This is a genomic window from Clostridium bornimense (assembly GCF_018917145.1).
In the GTDB taxonomy this organism is placed as follows: Bacteria; Bacillota; Clostridia; order Clostridiales; family Clostridiaceae; genus Clostridium_AN; species Clostridium_AN bornimense_A.
On record NZ_JAHLOD010000002.1, the window covers coordinates 53,131 to 71,762 of the forward strand.

The following is an 18,632-nucleotide window of genomic DNA, read 5'->3' on the forward strand; positions in this document are numbered from 1 at the left end:
CATTCCTTGTAATAATTCAACATTTTTCTACAATACACTCTCTATTTATGTAAAACCTTGTAAATTTTATTAATGTAATTTAAATCGTTTAGGTGCATACTTATATATTGCTGTAATTGCAATTAATATATAAGCAATTGTAATTATTATTATAGATATAGTAAACAATATGGATTTAGTTCTAACTTGTAAGCATTGATATGAAACTATATATACAATAAAAGATGCAATTTTATAAACAGGACTCTTAATGGTTAATTGTGATGTATATGGTTGTATAATATAATAAAGGAACAAATAATGTATTGAAAAAAAGCCTGCTAAAGTAATTATACTTATAAATATGGGAATAAACCTTATAATATCCCCTCTAGAAAAAATCAATGTTAGTAACATTCCTATAGCCAACGTAACAGCAGGAATACTATTCAACATTAAAGTAATTTTTAATCTTGATTTAAAGTTACTTAATATAACCTTTGGTTCCTTGTAAAATTTATATCTTAATAAACTATTATCACAATTAAAAAAGAAGGCTCTAGTAGTTTTTTCGCCTATAGATATGCAATACAATACAAACACTAATATACCACTAGAGGATAATATAAATTCACTGATTTTATTGTTAAATTCACTAAAGAAAATGGTAACAATTATTGCAAGCAAAGATAATATAGCAATAATATATACTCTTAACTTAACTGGATTAATCAACACCTTTTTATGCCTCTCTAAAAACTTTAAGTTAAGATACTCCATACCAATCTTATCCTTATACTTATCCTTTTTTAGATTCTTAGAATTAATTTTCTTTTCATCGAGCTTAACATCATTAAATGTAGCTTCCGAAGTAAGCATATTAATATTGTTAGTATCTTCTCTTGAAATAATGATTTTAGAAAGTAGATAATATTTATTAGATTTAAATAGATAATATAATGAACTAATAGCTAAAACTAAAATAACTATAATTGATGGAATGTATAACAGTAATTCTTTTATTTTAAAAGTTATTCCGAAAAAATGAAATCCATATGCCATAATACTAGGTATCAATATTAGTAATATACTGTATAACCCATTAGTGAATATTGGCTTTTTCTTAGTGCTACTAACTAATAACAAAAATCCTTGAACTATAATCCTAAAGGCAACAAATTCCAAAGTTATAACTAATGCTTGTAAAAAAGTACACCCTAATAACATCATAGGAAATACGAAGTAAATAAAATACTCAATATAAGAAAATATCATTTTACTTAAATAATATTTCTTGGCATTAATACGCATTAAATTAATCATATAAAAATCTTTTGTAATATCTGATGTAAATTTATTGTTCATAAATGGCCCCATAATAAAACTTAGAAAGAAAAATATATGAAATTTAATATCACTAATATTTATATCTGTTACCTTAGAGATACAAAAAGCTGGTAATACAACCATAAGAAACATATATAAATATTTTTTTATAAAACCAAATATAAAAGTCAACACTCTAATAATATTAGCTAATATAGTTTTTGCATTTGTAGATTTATAAAGAGTTTCAGGAATACGCTTCCCTAAAAGAGGTAATTTCTTTATATAATAAATCCACATATTAATATTTTGAGCAAACGAAATTTGATATACCTTTGTGAAAATATTAAACATCACTTTCCTCCTTTAATAATTCCATAATTACTTCTTCAAAATCATTGCTTTTTAAAATACTATTATCAATTAATGAAAGCTTTCCATCTTTTAATATTACTAATTCGTCACAAAGATCAACAGCCAACTGTAATATATGTGTTGAGAAAATTAATATATGATTCTTTTTTATTTCCTTAAGTAGATTTTTAATTTCTAAAGCTACAATTACATCAAAAGATGTCAATGGCTCATCTAGCAAAATAATCTCTGGTTTACTAATTAAATAACAAAGCATCTGTAATTTATTTTTCATTCCAAAAGAATAAGACTTTATTAACTTATATCTATCTTCCTCATCAATCTTTATTAATTCTAAATATTCATCTATACTTTTTAAATCACTAATCTTATCTTTATGTATATCAATATAAAATTTTATAAACTCATATCCCGTCAAAAAATCTGGTAGAACAGGATCCGCATATACATATCCTATATTAGATGAATCTAATTTTCTCTCAATATTATCTTCATTTAACAAAGTAACAGTTCCCTTATCTACAGGTAACTCTTCACTTATACAATTGAATAATGTAGTTTTTCCTGCGCCATTTCTTCCTAGTAACCCATAAATTTTCCCTTTTTCAAAAGTAAAATTCACATCATCTAAAATTAACTTATTATCAAAAGCCTTAGTAATGCTATTTAATTTAAGCACCTTGTTTCCCCCTTTATAGCCTTTCATTTTATTCATAAATTCTTCTATAAAATATAGATTACCATATTTTTCTTATTTATTATATAAAAAAAGATAAATTTTGTACTTATACAATAATTTATCTTTTTTATAGTGTATATTGTGATTAAATTCAAAAATTACTTAAATTCATAAGTATATATAACTTCATTTCCTAATTCCTTAGCCATTGCCCCTGTCTTCTTACATAAAATACTTGCTGGAATATTTCTAATATTTGTTGGTGCCCATAACTTTAATATATTTTCACTTTCACAAATTTTCTTTATTTCATTTATTATAACTTCTCCTATACCCCTAGCTCTATGATTCTTTAAAACTTTTATATCATATAGACACATTACATCATTCAATGTGTCCAATGATGTTTGTCTGTATACGATTGCATAACCTACAACATTATTATCATCAAGTGCTACGAAAAAATAATTATTATCATTATTTAGAAACCTAGTAACAGTATTTACTTCTGCTATATTTGAAGCTTCCTCTTTCTTAATCTTATTTATAGCTTCTATTACTAAATCGACATCATTAATAGTACATCTTAATATATTCAAATACTTCCACCTTCTTCTTAATAATTATTTATTCATTATTACCTCCTTATATCAATATTGTATTTTATTTGTAATACGTTTTCAATAATATCTATATTTCACCTTTATTTTTATAACTTTGCACAATAAAATAAGGCAGTAATATAATAATCTTTATAGATTTTATAGATATAAAAACTACTGTCTTATATTAACTATGTATTTTTCTCACATTAGAAGCTATTATACTTAAGTGTTGTTATAGTAAGATCTTAATATTAACTAAACATTTATCTCACCAACCATATAAAGTCTTGCTGCTCCTGCAACCTTTACGCAATCATCTTCTAAATTACAGTATAATTCTCCTTTTCTTTCTGATAATTGCTGTGCATAAAGTTTAGTACATCCTAATCTTTCTGACCAATATGGAACAAGGCTACAATGTGATGAACCAGTAACAGGGTCTTCATCTTTTAGCTCTGGACAAAAATATCTTGAAACAAAATCAGCTTTTTTCCCTTTTGCAGTAATAACAATTCCTAACCAATCTGATAATTTCGATAAATCATCATAATTAGGAATATAATTAACAACCTCTTCTTCACTAGATAATAAAACTATTAAATCTCTTGATGAAGCTGCTTCTTCTGGTGTTACCCTTAGAAGAGTTCTCATCTCTTCAGTGATATCTATTTTTTTAGGTTTTCTAATTGGCAATGACATTTCATATTTATTATCATCTCGTACAACTTCAATAATTCCACTTTGCGTTGAAAAGGTAACTTTCTGCATATCTTTATAAAAATAATTCATAAGAATAAATGCCGATGCAAGGGTAGCATGTCCACATAAATCAATTTCAAATTTAGGTGTAAACCAACGTAATGAATATTGATTTTCTTCTTTTAATACAAATGCAGTCTCTGGTAAGTTATGTTCTTTAGCTATCCTTTGCATTATCTCTGGACTAATTTTTCTATCTAAAATACATACCCCTGCTGGATTTCCTCCAAAAACTTCATCTGTAAATGTATCAACCATATAATACTTCATACTCTAACCCCTCTCATCAATTATCATTTTTCTTATTTCCATAAGGCACTTCCCTTCAAAGATTCTAAATAACTTTATCATGGTTTAGATTGTTATTCAACCCTTAATTTGGATAAAAATAAAAGGTGTCTATAAAAATTAGATACCTTTTATTACTTAAAATATTTATCAAAGAAATTATATATTACTACACATAATCCTATTGGGGCTCCAAACAGAATTCCGCCAATAATAATTGCTACTATTAAGGTTACTATTGAAAAAACATCAGAATTAATGTACAGTATCATTCCTATTATAGAATTAATAAGAAATAATACTCCTGTAAATAATCCTGGAGATACTTTTTTATCTTTTATTGTATAAAAAAAGTGATCGCAAAAATTAATAACTCCCCACACTATTATTGCTATACCGCAAGAAGTTATACCACAGAAAAAATATAATGCTATTGAAATTAACAATAATGGATAGTATATAAAAATATTATTTGCCATCCAATGTCCATGATTCATATGGTAAGGCAACCATTTATGTTCATACATCCACTTAGGAAAATCCCCTATGGCTTCTTCAAAAAGATGAAATGGCATATAAATTACTAAATTTGCAATAATGAAAGTTGTTATGTTCAATTTCTTCCCCACCCTCATACTCTTTAAAAATTATAGATAATACATTTTGTATTATTTACTGTACAGTATTATTTTACTATTATTATAATATATTGTATATTATTGTATTACAATATTTCAATAAACCAAATTAAAAAAAGTGCCTATAATTAGACACTTTAAAAATAAAGTTTTATTAATTAAACACAATTAATTCTTCACTTATCTTTTATTTTCAATAATATTAGCAAGAACACCTTCACAACGACCGCAAACTGTACCAGCAGAAGTAGCCTCTTTTATTCCTTCAATTGTGTCAATGCCTTGGTTAACTAATTCTACTACGGCATCAACTGAAATATTATTACATTTGCAAGCTTGTTTTAGAATAGCTTGAATTTCTTTTTTTTCTTCTTCAGTACTAATTACGATATCAGAAAGCGCTTTTAACTCTTCTATAGTTCTTGCACCATTTTTTTGTGCCATTCTTACTTTAATATAGTTATCCATTGATAAATTCATATAAAACTCTCCTTTGTTGTATCTGATATATGAACATAGTATAACATATGTAATAATATAATATACAAATTTAGTGTTCAAAATAAGCTACATAATGTTATTAGTGTTTTTACTCCTTTTTAGGTATCCAAATTTCACAAAACACTTTCCATCAATTTTTTCTGAATAAAATTCAAAACATGACGGTAATAACTTCTAACTATTCTTGTTCAATATTACCTTCCTCTATAAAAACTTTAACAGCATCTAAATCACTGATTACTTTATAGACAATTTTCTTTATCTCATCATCTGGTTGCCACATATCAGGCACCATAATTGTCTTGCACCCAGCATTATATGCTGAAAGTATCCCATTTTTAGAATCTTCAAGAGCGATACACTGACAAGGTTCTAAATTTAACAATTCACATGCTTTTAAATATATTTCTGGCTCTGGCTTTGACTTTTCAACCATATCACCGCATACAATTACATTAAAATATTTTAATATATCGGCATCCTTTAAATGCTTTTCTACTTCCCATCTTGGAGAAGATGAAGCAACTGCAATTTTATAGTTTGATTTATGTAAATATTCTAGCAAGTTATATAAACCTTTCTTAACAGGTACCTTATTATTTTTATAATAGTCTTCTAAAAATTCCTTTGTATACTTCCTTAAACCTTCTTCACTATACTTAGCTCCAAATTCGTCGATCCACACTTTTCTCGACATAACTATATTCATTCCTAATGTTTTCATAGTCATGTAACCTGCTTTACCGATACCAATTTTTTCACCAGCATAATCCCATGCCTTCACAAATACTCTTTCTGTATCAAACATAAGACCATCCATATCAAAAATGACAGCTTTCATTAACTCCCTCCTCTCCATTTAAAATTATTAGGTGTCAATTTCATCTTAATCTCCACCAAGTAGTAGCTTCTTCCTTATATTTCTTAAACCCACACCTCTTTAAAATTCTTTGAGATGCAAATCCATCTATCTCTGTTTCTGCAATAACACTTGAAACTCCATCCTGTTTTAATGCCCACTGACTCATAGCCATTACTGCTTCTGTCATATAGCCATTATGTTCAAAGTCTTTTCCTAATCCATATCCTATTTCAACTTCACAATCTTTATTAGGTATATCTTTAAAATCTGCTGAACCGACGATAACCCTATCACTTTTACGAATTAAAAGCCAAAAACTATGCCAAAAATAATTTTTTGAATCTTTTTCCGTTGCTTCAACTTGTCCTTTTACTATATCAAGAAAAAAACCTTCCATAGGTTCCGCTTTATACTTAGCATCTAATTCTTCTTCGAGTTTTTCTATATTAGTAGTTAATAATTTTAATTGTTGTGGTAATAAAGCCACAAGCTCTAATCTCTCTGTATCTATCTTCATTTTTTTCCTCCTTTTCTGTGTAAAATAAATACATAAATGTAATTGTATTATACACCTACTGAACTAAGTTTTTAAGGATACTTTATTTCTTTATAATAAAAAGTGCCTATTTCTAGACACTTTTAAATTCACAATATATAGTCTAATAATTTTTTATTTTTTCTCATTTCTGTTATAGAATCTAACTTGTCTTTTCTATCTCTTCAATATATTCAGGCTCCTTAGATTTACTATGAATTAAAGACATCACAGCTCTTGCAATTGGCTGAGCAATACATAATTCCACACCAAATGATATTGCAAAATTACGTGGCCATTTGTAAAAAAACATATTAATTGGTTCCATTGTAATGGCACCAGATCCTATCCATGTCCCTATTACAGTTAAAAATATTGACATTAAAAATACTGTACATAAAATATTAATAACAATATGTGCATTGAAGCTATCATCTTTCTCTACAATTTTTCCTGTCATCCATTCTGCTGGTTTATATGTTGCTAAAACAAGTGCAATTACACATATCCATATAAAAGGTATAACTTTAATGGCATTTTTCCAAATATCCAAACTAAAAGTACTCATCTCAAAACATGTAATTAGTGGTGCAATTATATTTACTGATATAATTGATATAACCGCCATAAATAATGCAAACTCCTTTTTGTTACGTGGTAATTTCATGTAAAATTCCATTTCCTATTCTCCTCACTTTCCTATACTTTAAAGTTTTGCTCAAAAAAATAAAGCGCGAAATCAAATAATGATTTCACGCTGATCAATTATACGCATAAACTTCAATTAATACTATAATTATAATAATTTTATTAATTTTTGTCAAAGCACCAATTAGTATAATTCATTAAATTCTTTCACCATGAACGATAACTCTACCATCATCGGGACATTTCATATCAAACATAGGTGCTTTTATATTTCCATAATCTAAATCTGCTCCATTCTGTAATGCATATATAAATGGATATATACTATTCCATAACTCATGACATATAGGCGGACATAAATCTTCAATTATAAATTCATCACCTTTTTTTAAATATCCACATCTACATTTACTCTCTTTTATAGTTAGTTTTACTTTAGACATAATTCCTCCCATGTATTCTCATATAAAGTTAATATTTTTTTCTATCATTACAACTTTCTTGCCTTGAAGCAAAATGAAATTGGGAGCATCTTAGCCTTTTTTGTTTTGCTACTATTATCTCCAACTGACTTCATAGTTTCATCATCAGTTTGTTCAATCATTTGTTCAACAACAAATCCTGCTTCTGCTAAAGCATTAATATATGTAGATATTTTTCTATTACATAATATTATTTCACTTCCATCAACAGGCATGCTAAAGTATGCTTCGTCAAAATAACTTTTATTAAAAACTAACATAACCATAAATCTGCATTTGTGTCCCAATATGTTTTATTGATTTTTAGTATTTCATTCTTTTCCATGAAATGCGCACCTTCCCATTATATAAATAATCTGTACTTTAAATTTACACTATCTAAGCTATTTTTATTTTATCATTACCTCTTCCCATATTGCAATAAATGGTTATTGCTATTTTGTAACTAATTTCACTATGCTATAATTAATTTAAATAATATTGGAGATGATTTTATGAGTACAGAAATAGAAAAACTAACTCAAATTTTAAAAGAAAGTAATAACATAGTATTTTTCGGAGGTGCTGGAGTTTCAACAGAAAGTAATATCCCAGACTTCAGAAGTTCCAACGGTTTATGGAACGAGAAACTTCAAATAAACTTTACTCCAGAACAACTTGTATCTCACACCTTTTTCGTAAGATATCCAGAAGAATTCTTTAAATTTTATAAAGATAAACTTATATATCCTGATGCCAAACCTAATGCAGCTCATGTTGCACTTGCTAAACTTGAAGAAATGGGTAAACTTAAAGCCGTTGTCACTCAAAATATCGATGGTCTACATCAAGCTGCTGGATCAAAGAAAGTTTATGAGTTACATGGTTCTGTTCTTAGAAACTATTGTATGAAATGTAATGCCTTCTATGATGAAAAATTTATTTTAGAATCAAAAGGTGTACCTACTTGTCCTAAGTGTGGTGGAAAAGTTAAACCTGATGTTGTTCTTTATGAAGAAGGACTAGATAATGATATTATAAGTGGAGCTGTTAGAGCTATTGCAGAAGCTGATACTTTAATTATTGGAGGAACTTCACTGGTTGTTTATCCTGCCGCTGGTCTCATTGATTATTTTAGAGGAAAGAATCTTGTACTTATAAACAAAAGTACTACTTCTGCTGATAACAGAGCTGATCTTGTTATTCATGATGCTATTGGAAAAGTTTTAGGTGAGGCCGTTAATAACTTATAAAAATAAAGACTTGTTTCAATATATCTTTGAAACAAGCCTTAAATAAAACTTATTTATTTAATAATTTTTCTATATCTTTTTCTATTTTAGCTGGAGTTGTAGTTGGTGCAAATCTATCTACAACATTTCCTTCTGTATCTATTAAGAACTTAGTAAAATTCCACTTTATTTCACTACCTAATATCCCTTTAGAATTACTTTTTAAAAACTTATATATAGGATGTGCGTTTTCTCCTTTAACATCTATCTTTTCAAACATAGTAAATGTTACCCCATAATTTATTGAACAAACTTTGCTTATTTCTTCATTACTATCAGGATCTTGATTAGCAAATTGATTACATGGGAATCCAAGTATTTCAAATCCTCTATCTTTATATTTCTTATAAAGTTCTTCTAATCCTTCTAATTGAGGTGTAAATCCACACTTGCTTGCTGTATTTACAACTAAAACTACCTTCCCCTTAAAATCTTTCATGCTAACTTCTTTTCCATTTATATTTTTGGCTGTAAAATCATAAAACTTCATATTAAAATCCTCTCTTTATCATTAGTATAGTTTATTTAAATTTAATTTAATTAAATCATTTCTTTTAAAAAATTTTAAGATAAAAAATCTTAAAATTTTTTAAGCATTTTATCTAAATAATGTTTAACTTCAATAGCATCTTCTTTATCTAAATGCAGATTACAAAATACCTTTGTAGGAATCTCAATAACATCTTCTCTCAGCTCCCTACCTTTAGCTGTTAATTCTACCATTACAACTCTATCGTCTTCTTTAGTTCTATACTTAGTTATATATTCCATTGACTCTAGTTTTTTTAGAACTGGCGTAAGAGTACCTGAATCTAGATGAAGTTTCTTTCCAAGTTCTTTAAATATTATTTTTTCTTCTTCCCACATTACCATCATTACTATATATTGCGTATAAGTAAGATTAAATTCATCAAGATATGGCTTATACATTTTTATTATTTCTCTTGATAACGCATATAATGGAAAACATATTTGATTTTCCAATTTTAAGTTCTCATATTTATCCATAGTTTTTCCTCTTATTTAGCAAAATTTAATTTAGTTAAATTAATATATTTTTATTATATATATTTTTCTCATCTTGTCAACTTCTCATATAAATTGAATCTTTGACTTCATATCATAGAAATTTATGGTAAAATATTCGTGGACATATTTACATAAAAAAATTTAAACTTATGAGGTGATTAATTATAGTGCTTGAAACTGAAAGATTATATTTACGAAAAATCAAACAATCTGACTTAAATTCATTAAGCAAAATCTTGCAAGATGAAGAAACAATGTATGCCTATAATGGTGCATTTAGCGATGATGAAACGCAACAATGGCTTTATAAACAAATTGCTAGATATAAAAAATATGGTTTTGGTTTATGGGCAGTTATTCTAAAAGAAACAGATGAAATGATTGGTCAATGTGGTCTATCAATGCAGCTATGGAATGGAGAGGAAGTCCTTGAAATAGGTTATCTATTTCAAAAGGATTATTGGCATAAAGGATATGCCATAGAAGCTGCAAAAGCTTGTAAGGATTATGCTTTTCAAAAGCTAAAAGCTAATGAAGTTTGTTCAATTATTCGAGATACTAATAAACCATCTCAAAATGTTGCTTTACGAAATGGTATGACAATAAAGGATACTTGGACGAAACATTATCGTGGTATAGATATGCCTCATTATCTATATTCAATAAGTCAAAAGTAACAAAAGAATGTTGGTGTAAGAGAAATTAAGCTTTAATCCATCTATCTTCTATAAAACTAAGCTTTCTATTAAATATTCTTGCTCATTCCTACATAAAATGCTGCTACAAGTGTTCATTCACTTATAAACCTCTAGTTTTTCTTTCGCACAACTTAACTTTTCTTATAAAAACTATATCCATTATCACTATAATAAAAATTGTTATCAATGTTTCATCTAACTTTATTATTTCAATAAAATATGCTAAAGAATAAGATAATAATTTCATATTAAATTTCCTTTCAACTTACTTTAGCTACATATTAAAATAAATACCTTAATGAAATACAAATAAAAAACTTAATATTTCTTAATAATTTATCTACTGTTAATATATACTGATGCTGTGATTTTGGTTTTAATATGAAATAAAAAAATCCCCAGAAACTATTGAATATATACAATATTTCCGGGGCAATTATTCTAATTGTGATATATTTATTTATTTTTTGTTATAAATCTTCTTCTATTTACAGCTAGAAGTATCAATGAAATACTCGCCCTTCATTTAATATAGATTCTTTACTGATTCTGTAGTTTCTTTTAACTCTTCTGTTAGCTTAAATGCCATTTCAGCTTTTTCCTTAAAGTTATTAGATATACTTGAACATTCTTCTGTTATAGCCATTGTTTCTTCAGCTACTACAGATATATTATTTATAGAATTAACTATAACTTCACTAGCCGCTGCAATTTCTTTTACTTCTTCGTCTACTCCATTTACCTTACTTAATACATATTCAGTATTTTCTCCAATTACATCAAAAATCTTTGTTGTCCTATGTACTAATTGATTTTGTATGTTATTAGCTTCACTTAATTTTTCTACTGACTTTATTGAAGTATCTAATTTTTCTCTTAAATCATTAGTTATACTAATTATATTGTCTATAGAATCTGAACTTTGTTCTGCTAACTTTCTTATCTCATCAGCAACTACTGAAAACCCTTTCCCACTTTCTCCTGCTCTAGCTGCTTCTATCGATGCATTTAATGCTAATAAATTTGTTTGCTTTACTATATTATTTATTACATTAGTAATATGAAATATATCATCAGATCTCTTATTAAGTTCCTTCATCATTTCTTTAACTTCTTCATTTGTAGATTCAACTACTGAAGCTTGACTACCTAATTCTTTAACAATCTCTTTACTTTCTGTCAAAATACTACTAGTTTTTATTGAAATTTCACTCATTTCACTAGTCATAATTTCAGTACTTTCTATTTTTTCTTTAATATTATTTGAATATTTAACCTGCGTTTTAATATCATCACTATTTCTTTCAGCACCCTTAGTTATATCATCAAGTGCTACTGTAAGCATTGCTGACTCTTTTGAAATATTATTTACTATATCTAATACTTCCTCCATATTAGTATCTATAGTCTCATTTATATTCATAACTTCATCTATTAACTGTTCTTGCTTCAATTTAGCCTCATTTATATTATCTAAAAACTCCTGATTAGTATTACTAAAAAAGCCTACTGTCGCTGCATTATTATATGAAGCATATACAAATAATATAGCAGTTACTATTATTACAATATATGAAATAACTTCTATATTATTAAATCCAAATTTACTTATATCAAGAACCATTTTTATAATATTTATAGATATTATAACTAATCCAAATATTCTAAATTCATTTTTTCTTCCGTATAATACATAACTAGATAGAAATGGAAATATAAAAGCAAAATTCACATCATTACCGACAAAATAAACACCTATCCAAACAATTATATATACTATAAAAACTATGATTCTTATACTTTTACTTTCACTATCCTTTTTAAATAATAAATGAGACCAAATAAAAGTTACTACTACTAAAAGAGCATAAATTAATGATTGCATCATATTTAATGAACCATTAGTAACCCCCATTACTAATGCAAATATTAATATTGGCGTAGTTATTTTTACTATCCTCACTAAGTTATTATTAGCTATGTAACCTAAGCTAACTTCCTTTTCTTTTGTATTCATTTTATTTCTCCTTTGTAAATATTCTCATTTTATTTATCGATATTATTCGATATACAATTTAGAATATTTAAGAGAATTTATATATTAATATAATTCTTTTACATTTTCTGTGTTTTCTTTTAGTTCATTAGTTAATTTAAATGCTTCTTTAGCTTTCTCTTTAAAATTATTAGATATAGCTAAACATTCTTCTGTTGCTGCCATAGTCTCCTCTGATGTAGCAGATAAATTATCTATAGCTTCTACTATCACACCATTGGCTTCTACTATATTATTTACCTCTCTATCTATTCCTTCTACTCTCTCCATAACATTCTTAGTATTTATATCAATATTCTCAAAAATTTCTGTTGTTCTCATAACTAATTCATTTTGTTTTATATTAGCTTCATTTAATTTTTCTACAGAAATTATAGAATCGCTCAATTTGTTTTGTAATTCGCTAGTTATCGCCGCTATATTTTCTATAGATTTTGCACTTTGTTCTGCTAACTTTCTAATCTCTTCTGCAACTACAGCAAAACCTCTCCCACTTTCTCCAGCTCTAGCTGCTTCTATTGATGCATTTAATGATAATAAATTAGTTTGTTTTACTATATTGTCAATAACCGTAGTTATTTCTACGATACCTCTAGATCTTTCATCTAATTCATTCATTATGCTCTTTACACTCATGCTACTTTCCTTTACTACTTCGGATTGTTGTTTTAATTCATCTATAATATTATTACTTTCTCTTATTACCTCATTTGTTTTTTCTGAAATAGAAGTCATCTCTGTAGTCATATCTGCAGCATAGTTTAATTTTTCTTGTACATCTTTAGTATACTGAACTTGCATTTGAATAAAATCATTATTTCTTTGTGATCCATTTGCTATTTCACCTAATGATTCTGTTAATAAATTTGACTCCTCAGATATATTATCTACAATTTCTAAAACCGATCCTGTATTTTCATCTATAGTATTATTTAAATTCATTACTTCTTTAATTAAATTATCTTGTTTTCCCCTACTTATATTTAAATCCTTCACATATTCCTTATTAATAACATCAAAAGAATTTATAGCAATAGTATTCTTATATATCGCATATATAAACAACAAATTTTGCTCAAAAATTATTAAATAAATATTTATATTTTCTAATAACTTATCATCAAAAATCATCTTACATCCTGTTACTAAAAATATAATAACAGCTATCATCATTATGTATTTCTTATCTCCATATAATACATAAGCTGTTATAAACGCAAATCCAAATGCAAAAGATACATAAAAATCTAATGCAACATATGTATAAGTCCATGAAATAACATATCCTATAAGAACAATATCTTTAACATGTACACTATCTTTATTTAATCTATAAGTTATAGTAGAACTTATCCATGTAGCAACAACTGCTACACTAACTATTATTGCTTGAACTAATGTACCTACTTTTGTTACATATAAACCTATTGTTGATAATAACAAAATTACTGTAATTAATCTTACCATCTTTACTAAATTATCATTTGCCACTCTATTAAGCTTTAGTTCGCCCCTTGATTTAAGCTCCATCAGTTTTCCTCCCACAAAATTTCATTTTTTTACTTTATTAAATTTTATCGTGGTTTTATTAAATTTATTTACATTTTTTATTGAATTATTTAAAAATATAAAAATACTGTGTAAATTTATAAATTTACACAGTATTTTAAATTTATATAAAATTCTTTATGTACTTTTCAATTAGAGCTTCATTCATAGGTTCACAACTTAAACCTGTTCCTTCTAACGCTTTATCAGTATTAGTAGTATCAAAATGAGTTGGTGACATTTTTCCATATCTATTTATAAACTCTTCTTTTTCATTTTTCTTAGTAATTCTAAATAATGATTCTAAAAGTTTTAATGGATGTTCATTTCCTGAACTAAATAAATTCTCTTTCCACTCTTCATAACTTAAAGGTTTCGCTTCATAACCACATTTATTTATAATTCTTCCTAATTCACCGATAGATACATAGACACTATTCATTAAATTATAAGCCTTACCGTAAGCATCACCTTGTTTTGATATCTTAACTATGGCCTCTGCTATATAATCTACTTGTGTCATATGAATTTTAAGCTCTATATTTGGATAAACTTTTGTTTGTAATATAGACTTAAATGTTCTACTTATAGAATCGCTAAGTTTCCATATTCCTGTATCATTTGCCCCTGTTATTTCTCCTGGACGATATATTGCTGCTCTAAGGCCTGCTTTCCTTGCTAGATTAACTATTTTTTCACATACCCATTTAGTTTCACTATATGATAAATAATAGCCTATACAACTATCAATAGGATCATCCTCCATAGCTACTTTTTCAAAATGACTTGGATTATCAAAAACACTATATGAAGAAACATAATTATAATATTTAGGTTTTCCTGTACAAGCAAATTTCAATGTCTTTATTGTTCCACCTACATTAGTATTTTTTAATCTTTCATATGGATATATAAAGTTAAGTAATGCACCATTATGATATACTGTATCTATTGTCTCTGTTAACATCTTATACTTTTCTTCTTCAATACCTAATAGTGGCTCATCTAAAGATCCTACCACCGGAGTAATAAATTCTCTATATTCTTCTTTCCATAGATTATAATATTTCATATTATATTTAATTCTCTTTAAAGCTTCTTCTTCATTCTTAGCTCTTACATGACAATAAAGTCTTGCTTCTGTTTCAGATAATAAACTATGAATTAAGTATGCTCCAACAAAACCAGTTGTTCCAGTTATAAATACATTTTTCATTGCTGGTGCATCATCTTCATATTTACCTGGCTTGATATTTTCATCTAATTTTACTTCATCATATAAGTAACTCTTATCTTTTTCAAGGTCAGCAATATCTTCACCAGCTAAAGTTCTATCGATATACTTAGATATCTTATTAATTGTTGGATTCTCAAAAATAAAAGAAACTGGTACATTAACATTAAATTTTTCTTCTATTTTAGTAGTTAATTGTGTTACTTCTAAAGAATCCATACCCATATTTAAAAGATTATCATCTCTATCAGCTTTATGATTAAATTCTTCATTTATTATAGTTCCTAATACTTTTTCAGTCTCTGTATCATATTCTATATTTTTTTCATACTGACTTTCCTCATTACGAGAACTAATTACTATATTCAATTTATCTTCTTCATACAACTTTCTTGTTTTTGCTATAGATACTTTACCATTATCAGATTTAGGTAATGCACCGGTTGCAACAACACAGATTTCATATGGTGATACTTCGAAATATTCCAATACAGCTTTATTAATCATTTCTACAACATCATCAAACTTAACAACATCCTTTAATGATTCTGGAATTTCTAAAGCTATTATTAATCTTTCTTTTTCTTCCTTTACTATTGAAAATGGTACTATGTTTGCATATTTTAATGCTGGCATTTTTTCTGTTAATTTAACAACAATATCATTAGGCAAAATATTGTTTCCATTGATTATTATAAGTTCTTTCATACGACCAGTTATATAAACATAGTCATCTTTAATAATACCTAAATCACCAGTACGTAAGAAATCTTCCTCGTACCCCTTTAATTTATTATGGAATGTTTCCTTTGTTGCTTTCGCATTATTATAATAACCCTTAGCTACAGCAGGTCCCTTTATCCATAACTCACCAAATTCATCCTCTTTACATGGTTCTAATGTATCTGGATTTACTGCTATTATCTTATGATCTTTTACTGTATATCCATTTCCAATAAACTCAATTTTATTTTCAGTGTTTTCATTTGCTAAAACTAATTTTCCATTTTGATATTGATCAAAATCTAACTCTAAAACCTCATCTTCTGAAAAATTACGTACACCTGTAACACCACAAGTAACTTCTGCAAGTCCATAACCTACCATGAAGTCATTTATACTAACGCCAAAATCTTTATATTCTTCAGCAAATTGTTTCATTGAAGAATATGTTACTATTTCAGATCCATTTAAGAATAATCTTAAATTAGATAAATCTATTCCTTTTAATTTACTTGCAGGTACTAACTTTGGATATGATTCATATACTGAATTAGGTGCTAATGTAGTATCTGCTTTAAATTCACTTAAATTTTCAATCCATCTTGAAGGTTTTGCTAAGAAATCTGCTGGTGACATTATACCAACAACAAATTCAGGTTTTATTATAGAAGTAAAGATAAGATATACTAAACCTAAATTATGAAAGAATGGTACCCATCCAAAAACTCTTTCTGCGCCTAAAGGTTCTACTGTTGTATTAACAGCACTAATTAAGTTACCGTATGAAATTAATACACCTTTTGGAGCACTAGTTGATCCTGATGAGTATTGAATATATATAATATCATCTAAATCTATTTTTTCTGGAGTAAAGTCTACTGCTTCCTCACAGTTTTCAACATTAATGACATCTAAATTGCTAAAAATCTCTGCAACCTCTGCTTTCTTTTTCAATGTACTTAAAATTTCTTTACTTTTATTTTCTAACATATTACCACATAATAAACATTTAGGGTTGCAAGATTTTACTACGGAAATAAATCTCTCCATCTTACTTGAATCTATTGGAGGCGGAATTATTGTAAATATAGCCCCAGCAAACATTGATCCTACTACAGATAATACATTATCTACAGTTTGTGTGGATAAAATAATTACTCTATCTCCTTTTTTTATACCTGCAGCTTTTAACTTAGCTGCTACATCTATAGATTTTTTTAACAAATCTGATCTTGTTAATTGAACTTTTACTTTCTTATCATCAATATAATGAACAAAAGTAAAACATTCATCATGCTTCTTAGCATTGATACTTAATAAATTATAAAAATTCTCTTGATTTTCTTGTATATAGTACTTCATTTATACCCTTCTCTCTTCCACTAAATTACATAATATGTATATTATATCCTGGGATTTTTCTCGTTACAAGGGTTTATTTCACTTTTTTTCATTTTTGACAATTTTTTTCATTTTGTTTAAAATAATATAATATTTGAAAACTTATTTATGTATTATTTCCTATTTTTTTATCTGATTATTTGCATACAAGTAAAAGATATTCCATAATTATTTTACAATGCAATTTTAAACTCAATTATTTTAATAATAAAAAAATCGCTAGTAATAATTACTAGCGATTCATGGCAGGGGCAGTAGGATTTGAACCCACAACCAATGGTTTTGGAGACCACTACTCTACCGTTGAGCCATACCCCTATATTTACTTAAAGTGATTTGTCACAATGACTATTATATATATAAAGATAAAAAAATGCAAGCATTTTTTTATATGAATTTATTTTTAGGATATAATTAATTATTGTTACTATAATATATGCCTAAAAATCAATTAATATTCCACATTAAATTATAATAAAAATATTTTCTTTGATAAAAGTAGTAATTAATAGTAAAATAAGCTTCGAGGTGAATTCTATGAAATTTATAACATATACTGAAGAAGAAACTATAAATCTAGGCTATAAAATTGGTTGTCACCTACAATCAGGTGCTGTTATTTGTATAGATGGAGACCTTGGTACAGGTAAAACTCATCTTACTAAAGGCTTAGCAAAAGGCTTAGATATTGATGAATATATAACTAGTCCTACATTTACTTTAGTTAATGAATATGATGGCAGATTAAAATTATATCATTTTGATGTTTATAGAATTGATGATCCTTATGAAATTGAAGCTATTGGATTTGATGAATATATATATTCAGATGGAGTATCAATTATAGAATGGGCTTCTATAATCGAAGATTTACTGCCAAGTGATAGATTAAATATTAAAGTTTCTAAAAATTTAGAGCAAGGATTAGACTATCGTGAAATTACAATAGATATTATGGGCGATAAACTAAACTATCTTAAGGAGGTACTATAACT

General features: G+C 26.9%; 20 protein-coding genes and 1 tRNA gene. 3 read left to right on the forward strand and 18 right to left on the reverse strand.

Features of this window, described 5'->3' with window-relative positions; translation table 11 throughout:
* Window positions 1-69: 69 nt before the first annotated feature.
* From KQI30_RS01200 to KQI30_RS01250, 11 genes are all read right to left on the reverse strand, one after another.
* A complete protein-coding gene (locus KQI30_RS01200; protein ID WP_216461332.1) occupies window positions 70-1,659 on the reverse strand; it encodes a hypothetical protein in 1,590 nt (529 codons plus the stop codon).
* Window positions 1,652-2,359, reverse strand: a complete 708-nt coding sequence (locus KQI30_RS01205; RefSeq protein ID WP_367397819.1) for an ABC transporter ATP-binding protein — start codon at window positions 2,357-2,359, stop codon at window positions 1,652-1,654. The genes KQI30_RS01200 and KQI30_RS01205 overlap by 8 nt, the downstream gene beginning before the upstream one ends.
* 158 nt (window positions 2,360-2,517) lie before the next feature.
* The gene (locus KQI30_RS01210) at window positions 2,518-2,958 is read right to left on the reverse strand and encodes a GNAT family N-acetyltransferase (RefSeq protein WP_216461333.1); all 441 of its coding nucleotides are present in this window, start codon (window positions 2,956-2,958) and stop codon (window positions 2,518-2,520) included.
* Window positions 2,959-3,219: 261 nt separating this feature from the next.
* Entirely contained in the window at window positions 3,220-3,993 is a 774-nt protein-coding gene (locus KQI30_RS01215) for a PhzF family phenazine biosynthesis protein (protein WP_216461334.1), read from the reverse strand.
* 152 nt (window positions 3,994-4,145) lie between these two features.
* Window positions 4,146-4,628, reverse strand: a complete 483-nt coding sequence (locus KQI30_RS01220; RefSeq protein ID WP_216461335.1) for an HXXEE domain-containing protein — start codon at window positions 4,626-4,628, stop codon at window positions 4,146-4,148.
* A gap of 201 nt (window positions 4,629-4,829) precedes the next feature.
* On the reverse strand, window positions 4,830-5,129 hold the full coding sequence (locus tag KQI30_RS01225) for a (2Fe-2S)-binding protein (protein WP_216461336.1): 300 nt from the start codon (window positions 5,127-5,129) through the stop codon (window positions 4,830-4,832).
* A 199-nt stretch (window positions 5,130-5,328) separates the two neighbouring features.
* Window positions 5,329-5,991 carry an HAD family hydrolase gene (locus tag KQI30_RS01230; RefSeq protein WP_216461337.1) on the reverse strand — a complete coding sequence of 221 codons (663 nt, stop codon included), beginning with the start codon at window positions 5,989-5,991 and terminating at the stop codon, window positions 5,329-5,331.
* 40 nt (window positions 5,992-6,031) lie between these two features.
* Window positions 6,032-6,529, reverse strand: a complete 498-nt coding sequence (locus tag KQI30_RS01235; RefSeq protein ID WP_216461338.1) for a GNAT family N-acetyltransferase — start codon at window positions 6,527-6,529, stop codon at window positions 6,032-6,034.
* A gap of 181 nt (window positions 6,530-6,710) precedes the next feature.
* A complete protein-coding gene (locus KQI30_RS01240; RefSeq protein ID WP_216461339.1) occupies window positions 6,711-7,226 on the reverse strand; it encodes a hypothetical protein in 516 nt (171 codons plus the stop codon).
* A 166-nt stretch (window positions 7,227-7,392) separates the two neighbouring features.
* Entirely contained in the window at window positions 7,393-7,638 is a 246-nt protein-coding gene (locus KQI30_RS01245; protein ID WP_253287334.1) for a TIGR04076 family protein, read from the reverse strand.
* A 47-nt stretch (window positions 7,639-7,685) separates the two neighbouring features.
* Window positions 7,686-7,937: a hypothetical protein gene (locus KQI30_RS01250; RefSeq protein WP_216461341.1), complete on the reverse strand. Its 252-nt coding sequence runs from the start codon at window positions 7,935-7,937 to the stop codon at window positions 7,686-7,688.
* Between the two features lie 234 nt (window positions 7,938-8,171).
* On the opposite strand from KQI30_RS01250, the gene KQI30_RS01255 reads away from it, so the two are divergent.
* A complete protein-coding gene (locus KQI30_RS01255; protein WP_216461342.1) occupies window positions 8,172-8,909 on the forward strand; it encodes an NAD-dependent protein deacylase in 738 nt (245 codons plus the stop codon).
* A 49-nt stretch (window positions 8,910-8,958) separates the two neighbouring features.
* On the opposite strand, the gene KQI30_RS01260 is transcribed toward KQI30_RS01255, so the two are convergent.
* Entirely contained in the window at window positions 8,959-9,438 is a 480-nt protein-coding gene (locus tag KQI30_RS01260) for a glutathione peroxidase (protein ID WP_216461343.1), read from the reverse strand.
* An 89-nt stretch (window positions 9,439-9,527) separates the two neighbouring features.
* Window positions 9,528-9,956: a MarR family winged helix-turn-helix transcriptional regulator gene (locus KQI30_RS01265; RefSeq protein ID WP_216461344.1), complete on the reverse strand. Its 429-nt coding sequence runs from the start codon at window positions 9,954-9,956 to the stop codon at window positions 9,528-9,530.
* 185 nt (window positions 9,957-10,141) lie between these two features.
* On the opposite strand from KQI30_RS01265, the gene KQI30_RS01270 reads away from it, so the two are divergent.
* Window positions 10,142-10,654, forward strand: coding sequence for a GNAT family N-acetyltransferase (locus KQI30_RS01270; protein WP_216461406.1), 513 nt, complete (start codon window positions 10,142-10,144; stop codon window positions 10,652-10,654).
* Between the two features lie 121 nt (window positions 10,655-10,775).
* On the opposite strand, the gene KQI30_RS01275 is transcribed toward KQI30_RS01270, so the two are convergent.
* The 5 genes from KQI30_RS01275 to KQI30_RS01295 all read right to left on the reverse strand — a co-directional run bounded on the left by KQI30_RS01275 (window position 10,776) and on the right by KQI30_RS01295 (window position 17,955).
* Entirely contained in the window at window positions 10,776-10,922 is a 147-nt protein-coding gene (locus tag KQI30_RS01275; protein WP_216461345.1) for a hypothetical protein, read from the reverse strand.
* A 279-nt stretch (window positions 10,923-11,201) separates the two neighbouring features.
* Window positions 11,202-12,692 (reverse strand): methyl-accepting chemotaxis protein, encoded by a 1,491-nt coding sequence (locus tag KQI30_RS01280; protein ID WP_216461346.1) that lies wholly within the window; start codon window positions 12,690-12,692, stop codon window positions 11,202-11,204.
* An 84-nt stretch (window positions 12,693-12,776) separates the two neighbouring features.
* Window positions 12,777-14,261 (reverse strand): methyl-accepting chemotaxis protein, encoded by a 1,485-nt coding sequence (locus KQI30_RS01285; protein WP_216461347.1) that lies wholly within the window; start codon window positions 14,259-14,261, stop codon window positions 12,777-12,779.
* Between the two features lie 142 nt (window positions 14,262-14,403).
* Window positions 14,404-17,598 carry a thioester reductase domain-containing protein gene (locus tag KQI30_RS01290; RefSeq protein ID WP_216461348.1) on the reverse strand — a complete coding sequence of 1,065 codons (3,195 nt, stop codon included), beginning with the start codon at window positions 17,596-17,598 and terminating at the stop codon, window positions 14,404-14,406.
* A gap of 282 nt (window positions 17,599-17,880) precedes the next feature.
* Window positions 17,881-17,955: transfer RNA gene (locus KQI30_RS01295), tRNA-Trp, on the reverse strand.
* A gap of 219 nt (window positions 17,956-18,174) precedes the next feature.
* Between KQI30_RS01295 and tsaE the strand changes: the two genes are divergently transcribed.
* On the forward strand, window positions 18,175-18,630 hold the full coding sequence (gene tsaE / locus KQI30_RS01300; protein WP_216461349.1) for a tRNA (adenosine(37)-N6)-threonylcarbamoyltransferase complex ATPase subunit type 1 TsaE: 456 nt from the start codon (window positions 18,175-18,177) through the stop codon (window positions 18,628-18,630).
* The last annotated feature ends 2 nt before the right edge of the window (window positions 18,631-18,632 follow it).